Origin of the sequence: Pseudomonas moraviensis (assembly GCF_900105805.1) — a bacterium.
In the GTDB taxonomy this organism is placed as follows: Bacteria; Pseudomonadota; Gammaproteobacteria; order Pseudomonadales; family Pseudomonadaceae; genus Aquipseudomonas; species Aquipseudomonas moraviensis_A.
The window spans coordinates 2,561,968-2,581,515 of record NZ_LT629788.1; the positions used below are offsets into that span (position 1 = coordinate 2,561,968).

13 protein-coding genes are annotated in these 19,548 nt (G+C 57.6%); 7 read left to right on the forward strand and 6 right to left on the reverse strand.

From position 1 onward, the window contains the following. Positions 1–82 precede the first annotated feature (82 nt). The 6 genes from tssI (at position 83) to BLU71_RS11460 (ending at position 10,836) form a co-directional block, all read left to right on the forward strand. Complete coding sequence (gene tssI / locus BLU71_RS11430) at positions 83–2,125, forward strand: type VI secretion system tip protein TssI/VgrG (RefSeq protein WP_083353120.1); 2,043 nt, start codon at positions 83–85, stop codon at positions 2,123–2,125. Further along, positions 2,115–2,858, forward strand: coding sequence for a DUF4123 domain-containing protein (locus tag BLU71_RS11435; protein WP_083353121.1), 744 nt, complete (start codon positions 2,115–2,117; stop codon positions 2,856–2,858). The genes tssI and BLU71_RS11435 overlap by 11 nt, the downstream gene beginning before the upstream one ends. After that, entirely contained in the window at positions 2,855–7,762 is a 4,908-nt protein-coding gene (locus BLU71_RS11440) for an RHS repeat-associated core domain-containing protein (RefSeq protein ID WP_082367861.1), read from the forward strand. Before BLU71_RS11435 ends, BLU71_RS11440 begins: the two co-directional genes overlap by 4 nt. A 13-nt stretch (positions 7,763–7,775) precedes the next feature. Then, positions 7,776–8,204: a hypothetical protein gene (locus BLU71_RS11445; RefSeq protein ID WP_064363985.1), complete on the forward strand. Its 429-nt coding sequence runs from the start codon at positions 7,776–7,778 to the stop codon at positions 8,202–8,204. Between the two features lie 592 nt (positions 8,205–8,796). Beyond that, positions 8,797–9,822 (forward strand): hypothetical protein, encoded by a 1,026-nt coding sequence (locus BLU71_RS11455; protein ID WP_083353122.1) that lies wholly within the window; start codon positions 8,797–8,799, stop codon positions 9,820–9,822. A 186-nt stretch (positions 9,823–10,008) separates the two neighbouring features. Next, positions 10,009–10,836 carry a glycosyltransferase family 2 protein gene (locus BLU71_RS11460; protein ID WP_083353123.1) on the forward strand — a complete coding sequence of 276 codons (828 nt, stop codon included), beginning with the start codon at positions 10,009–10,011 and terminating at the stop codon, positions 10,834–10,836. A 319-nt stretch (positions 10,837–11,155) separates the two neighbouring features. Here BLU71_RS11460 and BLU71_RS11465 read toward each other — a convergent pair whose 3' ends face one another. From BLU71_RS11465 to BLU71_RS11490, 6 genes are all read right to left on the reverse strand, one after another. Further along, positions 11,156–11,740 (reverse strand): hypothetical protein, encoded by a 585-nt coding sequence (locus tag BLU71_RS11465; protein ID WP_083353124.1) that lies wholly within the window; start codon positions 11,738–11,740, stop codon positions 11,156–11,158. Between the two features lie 86 nt (positions 11,741–11,826). Further along, a complete protein-coding gene (locus tag BLU71_RS11470) occupies positions 11,827–12,027 on the reverse strand; it encodes a hypothetical protein (protein ID WP_065615864.1) in 201 nt (66 codons plus the stop codon). Positions 12,028–12,038: 11 nt separating this feature from the next. After that, a complete protein-coding gene (locus tag BLU71_RS11475; protein WP_042609508.1) occupies positions 12,039–12,281 on the reverse strand; it encodes a hypothetical protein in 243 nt (80 codons plus the stop codon). Positions 12,282–12,923: 642 nt separating this feature from the next. Beyond that, positions 12,924–13,991 carry a lipocalin-like domain-containing protein gene (locus BLU71_RS11480; protein ID WP_083353125.1) on the reverse strand — a complete coding sequence of 356 codons (1,068 nt, stop codon included), beginning with the start codon at positions 13,989–13,991 and terminating at the stop codon, positions 12,924–12,926. Beyond that, the gene (locus BLU71_RS11485) at positions 13,981–16,449 is read right to left on the reverse strand and encodes an FtsX-like permease family protein (RefSeq protein WP_419198349.1); all 2,469 of its coding nucleotides are present in this window, start codon (positions 16,447–16,449) and stop codon (positions 13,981–13,983) included. Before BLU71_RS11485 ends, BLU71_RS11480 begins: the two co-directional genes overlap by 11 nt. Beyond that, positions 16,449–17,102: an ABC transporter ATP-binding protein gene (locus BLU71_RS11490; protein WP_042609505.1), complete on the reverse strand. Its 654-nt coding sequence runs from the start codon at positions 17,100–17,102 to the stop codon at positions 16,449–16,451. The genes BLU71_RS11485 and BLU71_RS11490 overlap by 1 nt, the downstream gene beginning before the upstream one ends. A gap of 138 nt (positions 17,103–17,240) precedes the next feature. On the opposite strand from BLU71_RS11490, the gene BLU71_RS11495 reads away from it, so the two are divergent. Further along, the gene (locus tag BLU71_RS11495) at positions 17,241–19,214 is read left to right on the forward strand and encodes an alkyl/aryl-sulfatase (RefSeq protein WP_083353127.1); all 1,974 of its coding nucleotides are present in this window, start codon (positions 17,241–17,243) and stop codon (positions 19,212–19,214) included. The last annotated feature ends 334 nt before the right edge of the window (positions 19,215–19,548 follow it).

Here is a 19,548-nt window from a genome sequence, read left to right on the forward strand (position 1 = left end):
ACGCCCCTCCAGAATTTCGCGTACGTTGAGCCGCTTTTTGCGGCCGTCGACGAGCGCCGCTGTACAGCACGAGGAACAAGGGATGTTCGCGCCGGCCAATGAAACCCACTTTGCCCTGACCATCGAAGGGCTTTCCGCTGACTTTCAGGTGTTTACCCTCACCGGCCGGGAAGCCATCAGCCAGCCTTTTGTCTTTGAGGTGGAGCTGGTCAGTGAGCAGCCGTCGCTGGACCTCGAAACCCTGCTGCACAAACCGGCCTTCCTGCAGCTGTCGCCCGACGGCAGCGGCATTCATGGCCAGATCTACCGCGCCGCGCAAGGCGATTCCGGCAAGCGCCTGACCCGTTATTCGGTGACCCTGCGCCCGCGACTGGCGTACCTCGCACATCGCATCAACCAGCGCATTTTCCAGAACCTCAGCGTGCCGAAAATCATCGGCATGGTGCTCGAAGAGCACGGCATCCAAAGCAACGCCTACGAATTCAAGACCGGCTCGATCTATCCCGAGCGCATCTACTGCGTGCAATACGACGAGTCGGATCTGCACTTCATCCAGCGCCTGTGCGAAGAGGAAGGTATTCACTACCACTTCCAGCACACCACAACAGGCCACAAACTGCTGTTCGGCGATGACCAGACGGTGTTTCCGAAACTGGCGCCGGTGCCCTATCAGCAAGACTCCGGCATGGTCGCCAGCAACCCGGTGATCAAGCGTTTCGACCTGCGCCTGGAAACCCGCACCAGCCGCACCACCCGCCGCGACTACGACTTCGAAAAACCGCGCCTGACCCTGGAAAGCGAGAACCGTGGCGACGCCCTGCCCGACCTTGAAGACTACGATTACCCGGGCCGCTTCATCGACCGCGAGCGCGGCAAGCATTTGGCCAAACGCGCCCTCGAACGCCATCGCAGCGACTTCCAATTGGCCGAAGGCAAGAGCGATCAGCCGTTGTTGGTCAGCGGCCATTTCCTCGCCCTGACCGAACACCCGAAAGCCAAGTGGAATGATCTGTGGCTGCTCACCGAAGTCCTGCACGAAGGCAAGCAGCCGCAGGTGCTCGAAGAGTCGGTGACCAGCGACACTACGGCGCTGAAAGACGATTTCCATCAGGGCTATCGCAACCGCTTTCAGGCCACGCCGTGGGACGTGCCCAACCGCCCGCCACTGCGCCACCCGAAACCGCGCATCCTCGGCAGCCAGAGCGCGGTGGTCACCGGCCCGAAAGGCGAAGAAATCCACTGCGACGAATACGGCCGGGTCAAAGTCCAGTTCCACTGGGATCGCGAAGGTCAGGCCGACGACAAGACCAGCTGCTGGCTGCGCGTCTCCAGCGCCTGGGCCGGCGCCCAGTACGGCGGCATCGCCATCCCGCGTATCGGCATGGAAGTGCTGGTCACGTTCCTTGAAGGCGACCCCGACCAGCCCTTGATCAGCGGCTGCCTGTACCACAAGGAAAACACCGTTCCCTATCCACTGCCGGCGAACAAGACCCGCAGCACCTTCAAGACCCTGAGCTCCATGGGTGGTGGCGGTTACAACGAACTGCGCATCGAAGACAAGAAAGGTCAGGAACAGATCTACCTGCACGCCCAGCGCGACTGGGACGAAAACATCGAGCACGACCAGAAGATCCGCGTCGGCAACGAACGCCACGACACCGTCGAACAGAACAGCTACACCGAGTTCAAGGCCGAAGAACACCACACCGTCTACGCCGACCGCAAAGTCGAAACCCGCGCCAACGACCACCTCACTGTCGGCGTGAATCAGCACATCAAGATCGGCACCGGCCAATTCATCGACGCAGGCCAGGAAATCCACCTGAGCAGCGGCATGAAAGTGGTCATGGAAGCCGGCGCCGAACTCACGCTGGTCGGCGGTGGCAGCTTTATCAAGATCGACGCTGGCGGCGTAACGATGAGCGGCCCGGTGATCAACATGAACTCCGGAGGCAGCCCGGGAAGCGGGACTGGTGCGGCGCCGTTGATGCCCGGCGTGTTGAAACAAGCCGACGCCGACAAGGCCGGCCAGGTCCTGACCCCGGCGCAGATCAACACCCTGAAACGTAACGCGCCGTTCTGCGAAGAATGCGAAAAATGCAAGGCAGGTGCCTGTGCCATCTGAACGAATTTCCCCCAAGGACTGGCTGGCGCAACAGCCGCTGCAAAGCGGCGAGCGCCTGTACCTGATCATCAGCGCCGCCAGCGATGCAGACGCGCTGAAAACCCTGTACCTCACCGAACCAACCGCCCAGCTCCTGCCGATCTGGGGCGGCACGCCCTACTCCACCTGGCAACCGGTGATGCCCTACCTCACCGAACTCAAACCGAATTCGGCCTTCCTGCCCTGGATCGCCGAAACAGATGCGCTGGACTGGGGCTGGCTGGCGACATCGCGATCAGCGCCGAACGAAGTGTTCGAACATTTGCGCAGCCTGACGCAGGTAAAAATGCCGGACGGCACCGAGGTGTTTTTCCGGTTTTGGGATGGGCGGCATATTTATCCGATCCTGCGGGGGCTTGGGGAGAAGGCTGGAGAAGTGCTGCCGGTGTTTGAGCGGTATCTGATTAATGGACAAGCGCTGGAAGTGGGCACACGGGTGGTGCCGAAGGTCAGGGACTGGCCGTGGTGGGAGGTGCCGAAGGGTTTGCTGGATGGGTTGATGGCAGAAAATCCATCCACCGTTATCGGCAACATGATGCAGTGGTTGCAGGAGGAACACGCCGATCTGTATTTCTCCGTTCCCGAATCGAACCTGAAACAAAAAGTGGCGCGCTTTGTTAAACGCACGCCACTCACGGAAGAAAACTTTACCGGGCTGTTGAAGGCCTATCTGGAAAAAGAGGTGGTGGTATGACCCCATTGGATACGATCACTCATGTCACCGCTCAACAGCCTGACTTCAACAAGGTCATTGCAGAGTTCAAGAACTGCCTGAAGAGTTATCGGTCCACCGCCAGACTCATACCTGGGCTGGAAATGGAGCAGCAATTTCAAGTCGGTGACGAGGTTAAAAAACCCATTGCGACGGGCGACAAGACCCAACCGGTTTATTTCGCCACTTGTCCCGAGAATGGAAAGCTCACGCTGATTCATAGTTTCGAATCGGCGCGTTTTGTGCCGATTGGCAACACTCCAGTGGTTCTGACCCCTGTCGACTCGAAGAACAAGACCGTCGGGCAACCCGTACGCAAAACAATCGGCCCAACCGGGATTGAAGTCGTTAGCGACCTGAAGCCACGCCAGCTCTACCGAATTACTTTCTACCCCGATCTGACGAGCGCGGACAACGAGCGTCTATTCAAATCCTACGACGAAGTCATCGGCGATCTGAGCAAGTGGTTGTCCTCGGAATGGACAACTACATGCCTGCCTTTGTGGAAGGAGCATAACAATGCGTCAATAGCTGGCCGTCTCTGGCAACAATTGCAATCGGAGTGGGATGGTTTCTGGAAATTCGTCATGGGAATCTGGGGCGATATCAAGTCGCTGTTCAAGCTTGTTACTCACCCCCGTGAAAATTACGAAACACTCAAGGAGTTTTTCACCGACGAAAACATCAAGAAAATCTACAACTCCTCAACTGAAGCACTTCGCACCAGTTTCTTGATAGCGAGTGACGAGCCATTGTTGTGGGTTTATGTCGCTGCGGTTTGGGCATGGACGACTTTACTGCCACCGCAGACTCGCACAGAAGTGCTAGCCAGAGTGAAGTCTGAAATAAGTTATATCGTCCTCGGGATCATTTTTACCGGCGGGCTGGGGGTTGCATTACGCGCCAGTGCGAAAGCGGTCAAGGGCACATTGCAGGCGCAAAAAGCGATCAACCTGGTTGAGAAGCTAACGGCCAAGCTCATTGAAATCAGCAGGATTCGCTCCAAGCCCCATGCGGATGCTGCTGCCGCGTTGAGATTTCATGGCAACGGCGTAACCAACTCGGGCAAAAAAGCAGTGGCGACTGTCGCCGATCACACGCCTGCACAAACGGCCACAGCTCCGAAGCGTCCTTCGCCTGCGACAGGAGGCAAAGTCGAAAACGACGCGCAAATTCACGCACGAAACAAAACCCAGAACGAAACGCGCCTGGAACAGCAGGAGAACATCGACAACGCGCCTAAACAGTCAAAAAACCCGGCTGATGAACCCGCACAATGCGTCGACAAAACCTGCTCCAACGGTGACCCCGTCTCCATGGTCACGGGTGAGGAGTTGCTGAAACTCACCGACGGCGAACTGGGCGGTCTCTTACCGCTGGAATGGACACGTCTCTACCGCAGCAGTGCTGTTGAAATCGACAACCGTATGGGGCCAGGCTGGAGCCACTCGTTGTCTCATCGCTTGCTTATCGATGACGAAGGCGTGCTGTGGACAGACAATGAAAACCGCCAGACCCGTTTCCCAAAGCCGACCGAGAAACGACCGGCCATCACCAATAGCCTCGCTCAAGCGGCCATTTTTCTGGGGAATGCACCCGGAGAGCTGATTCTCACGCAAGCAGGGCCAAAGCCGCGGTTCTATCATTTCCGTGCAGAACGACTGACCACCATCAGTGATTCGTATGAAAACCAGGTGCATATCAGCTATGACTTGGTCGGTCGCATTCAACGTATCGACAATGGCTCCGGTCGCGCCTTGCTGCTGCGTTACGACGACCGCCATATCATTGCCGTGGACCAACAGCAGCAACGCTCGGAGTATGACGATTCCGGTAGACGGCAGGATCCGTGGCTGACTTTACAGACACTGGTTTCCTACGAGTACAACGCTCGCCATCAACTTGTGTCGGCAACCAATGCTGCAGGCGAAACCGAGCATTACCGCTATAACGAACAACATGTAATCCTTGAGCGACAATTGGCCGGTGGTGCCCGCTTCTTCTGGGAGTGGGAGCGAGAAGGCAAGCTGTCCCGCTGCGTCCGTCATTGGACAAACTACTTACCCTTGGAAACACGCTATGAGTGGGACGACAAAGGCACGGTCACGGTTCATAACGCCGATGGCAGTGAGCAAGTTTACATACACGACGAAAATGCGCGCCTCATCAGCGAAATCGCTCCGGACGGCGCAGAAACGCAGAAAGCCTACGACGATCAGGGTCGTTTGATTGCTGAAAAGAATGCATTGGGCGCAGTCACCGAGTATCAGTACAACAATGCCGGCCGTTTGCTGGCCGTGATCCCTCCGGAAGGCGAGCCAACGCTTTACAACTACTACAATGGCCAACTGATTGAGGTCAGGCGTGGCCAAGCGCGTTGGCAGTATGACTACAACCGACAAGGCGATATCACTCAACAAATTGATCCGTTGGGTAATGAAACCCAATACAGCTATGACCACCAGGGCCGCTTGGTAGAGATCCGTCACCCCGACGGCAGTCGTCATCACCTGGGCTGGAACAACCTCGGCCAATTGCTGGAAGAACGCCTGCCGGATGGAGGTCAACGCAAGTATCGCTACGATGCGCTCGGCCGGCAAATCACTCGCCAGGATGAATTCGGCGCGATCACCCAATACCAATGGGATGCCGTCGACCGCCTCACTCAGGTCACCCTGCCCGGCGGCGCCACACGTGCGTTTACCTACAACCCGTATGGCCGCGTCACCGCCGAACGCGACGAACTCGGCCGTATCACCCGCTACGAATACGCCGACAACCTGCACCTCGTCAGCCGCCGCATCAATCCCGACGGCAGCCAACTGCGCTACCGCTACGACAACTCGCAACTCAACCTCACCGAGATCGAGAACGAGCGCGGCGAACGCTATCAACTCGATTATTACTCGAACGGCCTGATCCAGCAGGAAACCGGTTTCGACGGCCGACGCACCGCGTACGAATACGACCCCAACGGCCAACTGCTGAAGAAAACCGAGTTTGGCGAAGACGGCACCGAACTGGTTACCGAATATCAGCGTGATGCCGCAGGCCGTTTGCTGGTCAAAACCTTGCCCGATGGTGAGGAGATTCATTACAGCTACGACGCACTGGGTCGCCTGGTAAACGTCGACGACGGCCATTGGCCGCTCGCTTATGAATACGACGTGCAAGATCGCTTGATCACCGAGCATCAAGGTTGGGGCACCACGCGTTACGCATACGACAACGTCGGCCAACTCAGCCACTGCCGTCTGCCGGATGGCTGCACGCTCGATTACCGTCATTTGTCCGGTGGACGCCTGAGCAGCATCGACCTGAACGGGTCACGCCTGACCAGCCACCAGTTCAACGCCGGTCGCGAGCAACAACGCCAACAAGGCCTGCTGCTCAGCCAATACCAATACGATGAACAGGGTCGCCTGCAAGCACACAGCGTCAGCCAACGGGACAAACACCTGTTCCAGCGTCGCTACAACTACGACGTCAACGGCAACCTCGCTGGCATTAGCGACAGCCGCAAAGGCAACCGCAGCTATCACTACGATCCGCTCGACCGACTGATCAGCGTACGCGGCGCTATGCCAGAAAGCTTCGCCCATGACCCCGCAGGCAACCTGCTCAGCCAAAATGAACTGCCTGCGGCGAACCTCGCCAACGTCAAAGGCAATCGCCTGCTCATGCAGGGCGACCGCCATTACGACTACGACGCCTACGGCAACCTGATTCGTGAACGCCGTGGCGCCGGACAAAAACTCGTCACCGAGTACCGCTACGACTGCCAGCACCGCCTGATCGGTGTCAGCCTGCCGGGTGGCAGCACCGCATCCTACAAATACGATGCCTTCGGCCGTCGCATCGAGAAAACCGTCGACGGCCATACCACTGAATTTCTCTGGCAAGGCGAACGCTTGATCGCCGAAAGTGCAGAAAATCGTTATCGCAGCTATATCTACGAACCGGGCAGCTTCCGCCCGTTGGCAATGCTCGACGGCGAAGGCCCGCTAAAAGCGGCCCCGTTCTACTACCAACTCGACCATCTCGGCACGCCACAGGAACTGACCGACTACAGCGGCGAGATCATGTGGTCAGCGAAGTACCGCGCCTACGGCAATCTCGCTGCACTGGACGTCAGCGAAATCGACAATCCGCTGCGCTTCCAGGGTCAGTATTTCGACGCCGAGACAGGCTTACATTACAACCGCCACCGCTACTACAATCCGGGCACTGGGCGTTTTTTGACACCGGATCCGATCAAGCTTGCGGGTGGGTTGAATAGCTATCAGTACGTGCCTAACCCAACGGGGTGGGTGGATCCGTTGGGGCTGAATACCTGTCCTGGCGCAGGGGACGAACCTAAAGGTAAGAGGCCCGATGATTCGGAAAAAGCTGAACACGACGAAGGAAAAGCGCCACCTGATCCATATAATCGCCCATACGCCGGGGCACTGCCTGCCCAGATGCAAGATAAGATTCTGTTCGGCACGCGCAGCCCGAACAGTAATAAGCCGATTGGGGGGCATTCCTCTGAAGTTTTAAAATCCCCAAAACACGAAATGACCGTTGTACAGACAAACGCAGACGGTACGATAAAAGTTCAAGACTTCAAAATGGTTCTTGTACGAAAAGACGGTACCGTCGGTATGTCAGCCAAGAAAGGCGGAAAACATACACTAGCCCCAGAAACCTGGAGCAACGACAAGATACTTTGGGTTACAGATGAAGTAGCCGCGACACCCGGTGTATTCATGCGGGAAGTTGACGGCGTTACAACCACCCTACACACCAAAACGGTTGACGGTGTGAAGTGGCAGGTTTTAAAGGACGACGGAGTTATTACGTCTTCATTTCCTGCAGGCGACGCGCCTATGTCACCATCAACTTAAGTTGAGATAGCGAATGAACAGCAAAATTTACGAAGAGTACAATCACTGGCTTGGGCAGAATGAAGACTCCAATTGGAATGAGTACATAACGGAGCAAGTAGCTAAGGGAGTATTGAAAAAATTCAATGCGGAAGATTGGAAACATTTGCACGACACTATTCTCTCTATGGAGCAATATTGGCAAGAGCGAAGTGCTGCGGCACTGGGTGAATTGCGGTCAGCAGATGCCATAGAGATTTTAAAACTACTTCTTGACTCCGAATTTATCGAGGTATCTATCGCCGCCGCCTCAGAGCTAGACTGGACAGAAACACCAATTGAAACAAAATATGCCGAAAAAATACAAAATATAATTGACCAACTGCCGCCAGAAGAAATCGACTATTATCCAGAGCTGTACAACCTTTTGGAAAAAGCTAAAAAATCAGATAAAAATCAATAAGAGCCAGTCTGGACATACAGGGACAGATTTATTTTCCATTGAAATAAATCCGCCCCCAATTGTCGCAATGCCCTATCAGAGAAAAATAATATTAGAAAAAAAAAAAACAAAAAATCATACTGACTGGCGAAGATGCTCTGGAAGCACTCGCAAATATTGAATTCATCTTGATTTCTCTACATAAAATGGGAAGTTACTATAGCGACAAACCGGTTGAAGAATACCGGAAAGCTACAACTGAGTTCATTGACGATGAAAACGTAACTCAGCGACTAGCAAAATCAGAACAATTATCAGCAAAAATTTTGACTCAACTCTTGGTGAGGATGACATGGATGACATGGATGACATAGAGCGTCATATGGAAGGAATTGAGTTCTGGAAGCCTTGACTGATTAGTTGTACGAAGAAATCTGCTGGGCCGCCTGATAAGCATGGAAGGCGCGATACTGAGACCTGCAAGGCCGCTGTCAAATTAAAATCCCCAATCAAGAATAATGAAAAAAAACAGAAAACTTACGCTCAACGCATAATCACCCGATCAAATCTCTGCGATCACTCTCACGGATTAAATAACCAAAGGACTGTTATCTTGAAACACTTGAGCCGCACTCTCGCCTTGTTTCTAGCCTTCACCTTCTCCCTAAGCGCAATCGCGCTGTCACTTCGATCCGAACAACGTCCCGACGGCACAACTGCCTTGTTGCTCACAAACGAAGCCAGTCCAGAACGGGCTTCCAAGCTCAACCAAGACCCGGCGGTTCGCTCTGCACTCGTTAATTTTTTTGGGTACCAAACCGGAAGTTACACCAATGACAATACGATGATCGTGCAGCAGGTTCTTGAAGCGCTCGATTCGGAAATGTCGACGTTTGTTGATGGTGTGCCTTCCGGCATAAAAGTAATCGCCGCCATGGACGACGGTAACAACGGATTCGAGCGCGGCTCATTACTGTTGGACGACAAGGGGCATTTGCTCGCCGTAGGATTGGTCAATGGCCACTGCACCGTCAAGTCTCGTGAGGAAGCATTGACTTGTAACGATGCGCCGGAAACAGTGCTGACTATTTTCCAGCCAGAAGGCGCCAAGAAGGCTGACGCTGACTCTTTGGTCTCCTGGAGTAAGCAGTTGCCTCCTATGATGGCGCTGTGGGCGGAGAGTGATGACCCAGAACGCCGAGCCGCCGCGCAGAAGATTGCCCACGTTGAGTACATCGTGACTCAGCCGAAACAGGGAGCCTGGACTGCGGCTCAATTACCGTCCGATTTTCCAAAAGCGATGCTGGCATTGCTTCCGCAGCGAGCTCACCTGATTGGCGCTGGCGCTCACGGTGTATTTACGACACCGGGTATGGAAGACACGCCAATTGACGGTGACTGGGACAAAATAGCCGGACGCCCTCAGCATGAATATGAGGTCATTCTCAGGACTTTTACGGAATACGAGAATGTTATCGACTTCTATCAGCAGCATGCGAAGGACGCCGAAGTCAGCGGCAACGAGCGCAAAGCGCTAGTTGAGGGCCGCATCGATGGTGGTACCTATAAAATAGAAATCACCAATAGAAAAGAAGCCGGCACAATGATCACGTTCTCCGCTTGGCGACAGGAGGTCTGATTCATCTCTCAAGACAGAGCGATCATGTGGTCGCTTTGTCTTCTGGAAGCCGTCCGGATCCATTGAAAGCCCTGCTTGCTATAACAACTCAGTCAAACCGGCAAATTAAGCTTCACCTAAGCTTCCCCCGCTAGCATCCCGGCCCATGAACCCCGTCGTCTTGAGCCGTGGATGAGTCCCTCCGACATGAAAGCCTTCGATCTACCCTCCCAGCCGCAATCCAACTTCAGCCTCGTGCTGGTCAATTACAAAACCCCGGATATCACCCGCATGTGCCTGGAGCTGTTGCGCGAGCATGTTCAGGCCCAGGGCATTCCAGTGTGGGTGGTGGATAACGATTCGGCGGATGCCAGCCTTGATTACTTGCGTTCGCTGGACTGGATCAATCTGATCGAGCGGCCGTCGCCGAGCAAGGAAGCGGGTCATATTGCCCATGGCAAGGCGCTGGATCTGGCCTTGGCTAAAGTTGAGACCGACTACTTGTTTCTGCTGCACACCGACACCTTTGTCTACGACATGGAAGTGTTCGCGATAATGATGCGCGAATGCACGAAAAGTGCAGACATGGCGGCGGTCGGTTGTGTGGAGCAACTTGATCGTGGGTTATTGCGAGATACCTGGCGGTTGACTTCGAGATTCTGCAAACACCATGTTCGCCGGCTCAAAGTTCATTTCGGGCTGCGTTCGAAACCGCCACGCCCGTATAAAGAAACGCATCTTAAAAGTTTTTGTACGTTGTGGAATGTGCGTTTGATGAAGTCACAAGGGTTGCACTTCTGTATGGATGATCGGGTGCCGGGTTATACGCTGCAGGATCGAATGATCGAGTTGGGCTATGGCGTCAGGTTTCTCTCGCCACGGACGATTTTCCGCTATCTGGATCACATCCAGGCCGGCACCGTCGCGGCGGCAGGCACGTATGGCAAGGACCATCGCCGCACGAAGATGTATCAGGCAACGCTCAAGCGCTTACGGGGGCAGCGAGACAAGTCTGGCATGCAGGCTTCGGCTTGATTCCAGGCAACAGAAGGGGCGACTTCAAAGTCGCCCTTTTTTGTTCTTAACTTTTGTATACAACTACCGTCGTTGGAGTTCGCCCAGTGTTATGGCCTGGCAATCCATGCACCGGTAAAGAGCCCTGACACTGGGCGAACGCCGAGGATTTTAATTCAATCCTGTGAATATGTCGTCAGGTAGAAATATGAAATTTTTGTACTGAAAAGTTAAAGACCGTCCTTTCCGATATTTCCCCAGAATTGTCCGACAGAAACTTTTATATGATTGCTCTCATACATAAAATTGTACAAGAGCAATAAAGTTGTAGAGCTAATGCTCAACTATCGTGTTGACTGGTCACTTTCAGGATATCGGTGTAAGTGACAATTACGCTCTGCCCTACTTTCAGATCTTTCAACCTGGCCTGAATCTCCGGCTTCTTCACATCGAGCGTCTTCGATTGTCCGGATGGATTCTCGAGGGTGACCTGGTGGGTCTTCAAATCAATTTTGCTGATTTTCAGCTGCACCTGAACCTGACGATAGGCCTCGCCGCCAGGGTTGTCGCTACCCGGGGCCTTGCGCAGTTCGCCGGTGCGTTCGGTGGTGCCTGGCAGACCTTTATCCACATCCGTGTCGAGATAAGCGGCAACTGAACGTTGCACTTCGATCTTCACCAGATCGCCGACCTTGAGATTGGCAAGGTTTTTCGCTTTCTCGCTGAGCTGCACATGGACCTGACGGCCCTCGCGGCCTTCCAGCACAACCTGGTGGTTGGCCGGGTCGACGGCGAGCACTTTGGTGGTAACGGAATCGGCCTCAACGGTGGCAGACAATGGGATATCGGCAGCCAGAGCGCCGAAGCTGGAGACCGAAAGGAGGGTTGCGAGGGTGATGGCCTTGGCCAGAGCGTCGAGCTTCATATGCATTACTTTCCCTGTGATGAAGTGGCGACGCCCGCTGCCGAATCGACTTCAGCGGCGGGCGTGCCAGTGAGCATAGACGCTGTTCAGGGCTTGACTTGGGTTTGTGGCCCGCGAGTGTGTGGCTTGGCGGTCTCCTGGGCGGTGGATTCGCCGCTCGCTGTACCTTTGCCGCTGTCCTGCCGCTGCTTGGGATCGGTCGGGCGCAGTGCGTCATTGTCGCGTTCGGTTTCGCCGGCAGGGCGTGGCTCGTCGGGATTGTCGTTTTGGGTGACGGTTGTATTCACGGCAGTGTTCCTCAGGCTTCAGGATCGTCGAGTTCGCGGGCGACGTTGACCTCGGGCGTTTGCTTGTGCAAATCGTCGGCTTTGGCGCGCAGCAACTGCCATTGCTCAAGATCGATCGCCCCTTGGCCGAGCAGGTCGTCGGCGGTGCGTTGCAGATCGAAATAGTGAGCGTCAGGCGATTGCTGCCAAAGGGTCTGATCGTCGAACAGGCGCTGCCAGGTTTCGAGGTCTGGGAGTTGCAGGTCGTCGCTCATGGTTAAGTCCGAAAATGGCGGGTTTCTGGTAGAGCGGTGGGCGCCGGCGAGAGTTCCAGTCAGTTCGCTCAGCGGTGAAGGCACGGACGCCATCGCTGGCAAGCCAGCTCCCACAGGGATTGGGTAACTCTGCTATTCATCGGTGTCTTTGAGATAGCTATCGCGAGCAGGCTCACTCCTACAAGAGCAAAAGCAAAAGCAAAAGCAAGATCAAAAGATCGCAGCCTTCGGCAGCTCCTACAGTTTCCGCGTTCGCCCTTGGGTCGAGTGTCAGCTCGCCTGCTTTTGATCTTGATCCACCGGCGACGTCGGAAGGCTGAGCGGAGGGATTGATCCGGGCGTGGGAGCGCAGCGACCGTACGACGCAGTCGTACACAGCGAGTGTAGGTGCAGCGAAGCAAACCGGAGACGCTGCGCCCGGATCGATCCCGCAGCGAAGGAACCCGAGCCTGCGAGGGCCGAACGCAGGAGCAAGCCTTTTGGGTTACCTTTTTGGCGTTTGAAAAAGGTGACCCGCCGTAAGGGCGGAACCCTAAGCAGCCGTTACCGCAGCAACGGATATGTACTCAGCCAAAAATCCTCAGCACCCGACAAAAAGCCTTCGCGAGCAGGCTCGCTCCCACAATGAGACAGCGTCTGCCGTTAATACCCGGTCATTTCCAGATAGCCCTGGCCAAGATGGCTGCCATTGATCTTCACCGGCCCTTCCCAGTACGGGATACGCAAATCCATCCACGCATTGCGGTTGATCGCGTCAACGCTGATATCGAGCTTCTTGTCAGGAATACGGATCGACCATTTCACCGGCATCGGCCGATCAGCCACCTTGGCCGTGTCCTGCGGCACAAGACTGATCTGCTCGCTGCGCAACGTCTGAATCTGCCCGTCAGCGGCGATCCACGTGCCGGTCAGATAAGGCGCGCCGTCCTTCTGCCGCATGCGATAAAGCATCACGTGTTCGCCGCTGTCCAGGTGCAGGGAGAACCAGTCCCAGCCAGTCTGGTTGGCAGTCAGCGGTTGACTGCTCCACTCGCGATCAAGCCATGCCGGGCCACTGACGGTGTAAGTCTGGCCATCGATCTGCAGCGTGCCGCTGGCCTGGAAAAAAGGTTGGCTGTAGTAGTACGAGGCCTGGCCTTCTTCGGATTTCTGGCTGAAGCCGCTGTCGCCCTGCAGCACCAGCGGGCGGCTGGAGGTGAGGCGCAGCTGATACGCGAAATTTTTATCGCGGGCGCTGAGCTGCATATCGCTCAGCGGATCCTGCGCTTGACTGGCAAACATCCAGTCATCGATCCACGCCTCGAACGGCGCCAGCCGCACCCCGGCCTGCCCTACTCCGCCGCGGGCGTAGCGCTCGGCGGCGTGATGAACCGAACGCGAGGTGACCGCCGCATGACCAAGCCAGATCGTCTGATTGCCCCACCCGGCCTGCTCGGCGAGCGGTTTCAGGGCGCTGCGAAACAGCGTCCATTGCACGCCGAAATCATTGCCCTGCTGATCCTTGAGATTGGCGGTGACGTACCACCACTCGATGCGGAAACCATCATGCGCGCCGTGATCGGCAGGGAAACTGAACATCCGACCGGGCACCACCGGGGTGAACGATTGCGCCTGATCGCCCATGCCGGCGAAGCCTTTCTCCTCGGGTGCGGGCTGATCGCAACCACCGAGCAGCAACACGAGCATCAGCACGACGCCGTTAATCCTCATGGGCAAACGTCCTCAGCAAATCCGCCGGTTGCGTGCGATACAACGAATACAGCGGCCATGCCGAGGCCAGTAAAGTCGCGAGCAACGCCAGGCCCATCAGTTGCAACAACTGCAACGGGAACACCCGCAACGGCAGTCGCCAGCCGAACGCTTGCACATTGATTACCGCATCCAGGCACCATGCCAGCGCGATACCCAGCGGTAATGCCAGCAACAAAGTCAGTATCGCCAACAGCCAGGTCTGACCGAGGTTGAGCAGCATCAGTTGTTTACGTGTCACGCCCAATGCCCACAGCGGTGCAAGTTGACTGAGCCGACTCTGGCTCTGGGTCAGCAGACTGATGAACAGCGCCACGCCAGCCACGGCCAACGTCAGGCTGTTCAACGCCGCCGTCGCGGCAAAGGTGCGTTCGAAGACTTGCACCGACCAGCCCTTGAGCCGCGCCTGATCGATGATGCGGTTGTCATCCAGCTCAAAGCGCGCCTGCAAGGCGTTGAGCAGTGCCGGAATCTGCGCTGGATCGATACGCAAGTTGAAGCGGTTCGGGGTGAGCTGCGGCCAGCCTCGCAGCAGGTGATCGCTGCTGATCAGCACATGCCCTTTCGGATTGCCATAGTCAGCGTAGATGCCGACGATGCGCGGCGACCACGTGCCGTTTGGCGTGGGGATGCGCAGATGCTCGCCCGCTTTGAGTTTCAGGCGTCGCGCCAGTTGTTCGCTGAGCATCACTGCATCATCCGCGGCCAGTTTTCCCCACGGATCTCCGCCACTGCTGTCGAGCAGCGGCCAGTGCTGGCGATAGTGCGGGTGGTCGATGATGCCGTAGACATCGGCCGGCCAGCCTTGCAGCGTCACCGAAACCTGCCAGTTGGGCAGCACAGCGGTCACGTTGGGCTGCTGCTTGAGCCAACTGTGCATCTCGCGCGCCTGAGCCGGGTTGGCCGGGTTGATGTACAACTCGGCGCTCAGGCGTTGTTCGAGCCAGTCGTTGAAGGTCTGGCGAAAACCGGCGGTCATGCTGCCGGCGCCGATATTGGCGGCGAGCGCCAACAGCAGCGCCATCAGCGCCAGACTCAGGGCTGGCAGTTGCTGGCGGCAGTCGGCGAGAAACCACTGGCCGAGCACCGACCGACTACGCCCGAGCAACGGGTTCAACAACGCGCTGAGCAGCACCGGCAAGGCCAGCGCGGCACCGAGCAACAGCCCGGCCATGAGCACGAAACCGCTGCTCAGGCTGTCACCCCAGATCAGCGCGGCCAGCGCAATCGCCAGCAGCGCTGTCGCCAGCCAACCCTGCCGACGCAACCAGCGCGAATACTGTTGATGCCAGGCCTGCGGATCAGCCACCGCCAGCAACGGCAGACGCGCCGCCCGCAGCAGACTGTTGGCCCCGGCCAGCAACGCGCCGAACAGGCTCAAACCGATGCCGCTGAACCACCACCAGGGGCTCAAACGCAACTGTCCCGCCACCTCCGCGCCGTACAATCCGCGCAGACTGGCGGCGACGTCCGGCAGCAGCACGCTGGCCAGCCAATAGCCGCTGATCACACCGAGCAGCCCACCGATCAGTGCCAGCCCGCCCAGTTCAACCACCAGACACGCGATCAGCGTTCGCGCACTGACACCACAGGCGCGCAATGTGCGCAGCAGGCCTCGGCGCTGTTCCAGAGCGAGGCCGATGGCGGCGTGGACGATGAACAAACCGACCAGAAACGACAGAAATCCCAAGGCATCGAGATTGAGGTGAAAGCTCTCGGTCAGCCGCGCGAGATTGTTTTCTTCGCCGCTGCTTTTGAGCTGCAAGCGATCGCTGATACTGGCTGGTAATTCTTGATGAAAGTCCTTGGGCAACAGAAGCCGCGACAATTGCTCGGGTTGTTCGAGCAGGCTTTGCGCGACGCCGATGTCGACCAGCAACAGGCCCGGGGCCATGTCTTTCTGTGCGAGCAGCGGCGGCAGTTGATGACCGCTGACGGTTTGCGGCCTCTCACCCTCGCGCAAGCCGAGCATTTGCAGGGTGTCCGGAGAAATCCAGGTGCTGCCCGGCGGACTGAAGAATTCGACGATGCGCTCGATCGGCATCGCCTGCCCGGCCACTGCGGAGTCCGTCGGCAGCGACACCGGCTCGATGCCCATCACCTGAATGCGTTGGTCTTCGTGGCCCTTGAGTGTCAGCCGGCCCTGCAGCACCGGCGACACCGGCCAGCCCTGGCGGCGCAGCTCGATGAACCAGCGCTGGGGAAACGGCGCACCGTTCGGCGTGCTCAGGCTGGCTTGCGGTTCGCCGCCGATCATCTGGCTGGCCCGCGCATAGCTGTCACGTGCCTGACTGTTCAGCGCCTCGACGCCAGTGAGCAGACTGGTGGCCAGCCACAGTCCGGTGAGCACACTGAAAAACTGCACGGGATGGCGCCGCCAGTGGCTGAGCAGCGCGCGCAGGGTTTGCCGCCAGATCATCAGGCGACCCGCCCGTTCGACAACACCACACGCTGGGCCAATCGCGCCGCGACGCGCTGACTGTGGGTGACCATCAACAAGGTCGTCGGCGTGTCATCGAGCAATTCCAGCAACAGCCGTAGCACTTCATCGCTGGTCGCTTCATCGAGGCTGCCAGTGGGTTCATCGGCCAGCAGCAATTTCGGCTGTGAAGCCAATGCCCGGCCCAGCGCCACCCGTTGCTGCTGGCCGCCGGAAAGTTGCTCGGGATACCGCGAGAGCAGATCGCCCAGACCCAGACGCTGCACCAGATGCGCCTGCCAGCGCGGCTCATGGCGCCCGGCCAGGCGCGCCTGAAAGGCCAGATTGTCTTCCACGCGCAAACTGCCGATCAGGTTGAACTGCTGAAATACCAGACCGATTTCCGTGCGGCGCCAATTGGCCAGTTGCGCTTCGCTCATGGCTTCCAGGCGATGTTCGCCGCTGCGGATGCTGCCGCTGTCGACCTTGTCCAGCCCCGCCACCAGATGCAGCAGCGTGCTTTTGCCACTGCCCGATTCGCCCATCAGCGCCAGGCTGCCACCGGCCGCCAGCGTCAGGTCGACGCCTTGCAGCACCGGCAACACTCCCTGTGGCGTGGCATAGCTTTTGAAAACGTCGCGAACCTCAAGCATGGGCAAACCCGATCAGTGAACCTGGACCTAGGATAGCGGCCCTGAATGTTTTTTGTCCGCTGATGATCATCGCCAACCTTGCGCCGCGTCCTACGCTGCCGGTTGTTCGGCCATAACGATAAAAAACCGGAGACACCCATGCCCCGTTTCACTTTGAGCCCGCGCGGCCTGCTGACCTGCCTGATCACCGCTTGCCTGAGTCAGTCGCTGCTCGCCGCTGACAGCCCGGTTGCGCCAAGCGTGCAAACCGCCGCGAGCAACGCTGGCGTCCTGAACACCCTGCCGTTCAGCGACCGCACCGATTTCGAGTCCGTCAGCAAAGGTTTGATCGCACCGTTCAAGGGCCAGATCAAGGATGCCGCCGGCAAAGTCATCTGGAACGTCAACGCCTATGACTTCCTCGCTGAGGACAAGGCGCCGGAATCGGTCAATCCGAGCCTGTGGCGACTGGCCCGGCTCAACGCCCACGCCGGTCTGTTCGAGGTCAGCCCCAAGCTGTATCAAGTGCGCGGGCTCGACCTGGCCAACATGACCATCATCGAAGGTGACGAAGGGCTGATCATCATCGATCCGCTGACCATCGCCGAAACCGCCAGGGCTGCGCTGGATCTGTACTACGCCAACCGACCGCGCAAACCAGTCGTTGCGGTGATCTACAGTCACACTCATGTCGACCACTTCGGCGGGGTGCGCGGGGTGATCAATGAGGCCGACGTCAAGGCCGGCAAGGTCAAGGTTTATGCGCCGGTCGGTTTCATGGAACACGTGATGAGCGAGAACGTCATGGCCGGCAATGCCATGAGCCGCCGCGCGCAGTACCAGTTCGGCAGTCTGTTGCCGCGCAGTGAAAAAGGTCAGGTCGACGCTGGCCTTGGCAAGAGCGCGCCCAGCGGCGGCACGGTCACGCTGATCGCGCCCACCGAGCTGATCGCCGAGCCGCTGGAAACTCGCACCATCGCTGGCCTGCAAGTTGAATTTCAACTGACCCCGGGCACCGAAGCGCCGGCGGAGATGAACCTGTATCTCCCCGAGTTGAAAGCCTTGTGCATGGCCGAAAACGCCACGCAGATGATGCACAACATCCTCACTCCGCGCGGCGCGCAAGTGCGTGATGCCAAGGCCTGGTCGCAATATCTCGATGACAGCCTGGCGCGCTATGGTGACAAAGCCGACGTGCTGTTCGCTCAGCACAACTGGCCGACCTGGGGCGGCGAGCGAATTCGTACTCTGCTCGCCGATCAGCGCGACATGTACGCCTTCATCAACGACCGCACCCTGCATTTGCTCAACCAGGGCCTGACGCCGCTGGAAATCGCCGAGGCGATCAAAAAACTGCCCGGCTCGCTCGATCAGAAGTGGTACACCCGCGGCTACTACGGCTCGCTGAGTTTCAACACCCGCGCGGTGTATCAGCGCTACATGGGTTTCTACGACGGCAACCCGGCCAACCTCAATCCGCTGCCGCCGGTGGAGGCAGCCAGACGTTCGGTCGAGGCCATGGGCGGTGCCACGTCGGTGCTGGAGAAAATGCGCAGTGCGATGGCCAGCGCGGACTACCGTTGGGCCGCGCAGTTGGGCAATCAGCTGCTGTTCGCTGACCCGGACAACGCGGATGCACGCAAGGCTCAGGCCGAGACCCTGGAGCAGCTGGGTTATCAAAGCGAGAACGCCACCTGGCGCAACATGTACCTGACCGGGGCGATGGAACTGCGCGTCGGCGTGCCGCCGCGATCAGCCAATTCCGTGTCGGCGGACATGGTGCGGGCGATGAGTCCGGAAATGTTCTTCGACTACCTCGCGGTACGCCTGGACAGCGACAAAGCCGTGGCCAATGACCTGACGCTGAACTGGACGTTCGACGATGTGCAAAGGGATTTCACCCTGACCTTGCGCAACGGCGTGCTGACTCACCGCGCCGGCCTGAATCCGGCGGCGGATGCCAGTGTCAGCCTCAGCCGCGATACGCTGGAAAAGATCAGCCTCAAGCAACTGGACTTCCCGACGGCGATGCAGAAGGGGCTGGTGAAGCTGCAGGGTAATGGTCAGAAATTCGGGCTGTTGATGGGCAGCCTGGATACATTCGGACCGCAGTTCAATATCGTCACGCCGTAAGTCAAAAGCCCCTCACCCTAGCCCTCTCCCGGAGGGAGAGGGGACCGACCGAGTTGCATGGACGAGGTACGCCGAGTTGGGATAACGAGTTGATGCAATTTTGAATAACACGCAGATCGGCTCCCATGAGTCATAAGCCCCCTTCCCGGAGGGAGAGGGGACCGACCGAGTTGCATGTACGAGCTACGCCGACGTGGGATAACGAGTTGATGCAATTTTGAATAACACGCAGATCGGCTCCCATGAGTCATAAGCCCCCTTCCCGGAGGGAGGGGACCGACCGAGTTGCATGTACGAGCTACGCCGACTTGGGATACCGAGTTGAATTCAATTT

Coding starts and splice junctions, on each gene's coding strand:
- BLU71_RS11485 (WP_419198349.1), bottom strand. CDS start 16,449: ATGATCTGGCGGCAAACCCTGCGCGCGCTGCTCAGCCACTGGCGGCGC.
- BLU71_RS11475 (WP_042609508.1), bottom strand. CDS start 12,281: ATGAGCGACGACCTGCAACTCCCAGACCTCGAAACCTGGCAGCGCCTG.
- BLU71_RS11440 (WP_082367861.1), top strand. CDS start 2,855: ATGACCCCATTGGATACGATCACTCATGTCACCGCTCAACAGCCTGAC.
- tssI (WP_083353120.1), top strand. CDS start 83: ATGTTCGCGCCGGCCAATGAAACCCACTTTGCCCTGACCATCGAAGGG.
- BLU71_RS11460 (WP_083353123.1), top strand. CDS start 10,009: ATGAAAGCCTTCGATCTACCCTCCCAGCCGCAATCCAACTTCAGCCTC.
- BLU71_RS11445 (WP_064363985.1), top strand. CDS start 7,776: ATGAACAGCAAAATTTACGAAGAGTACAATCACTGGCTTGGGCAGAAT.
- BLU71_RS11490 (WP_042609505.1), bottom strand. CDS start 17,102: ATGCTTGAGGTTCGCGACGTTTTCAAAAGCTATGCCACGCCACAGGGA.
- BLU71_RS11480 (WP_083353125.1), bottom strand. CDS start 13,991: ATGAGGATTAACGGCGTCGTGCTGATGCTCGTGTTGCTGCTCGGTGGT.
- BLU71_RS11495 (WP_083353127.1), top strand. CDS start 17,241: ATGCCCCGTTTCACTTTGAGCCCGCGCGGCCTGCTGACCTGCCTGATC.
- BLU71_RS11465 (WP_083353124.1), bottom strand. CDS start 11,740: ATGAAGCTCGACGCTCTGGCCAAGGCCATCACCCTCGCAACCCTCCTT.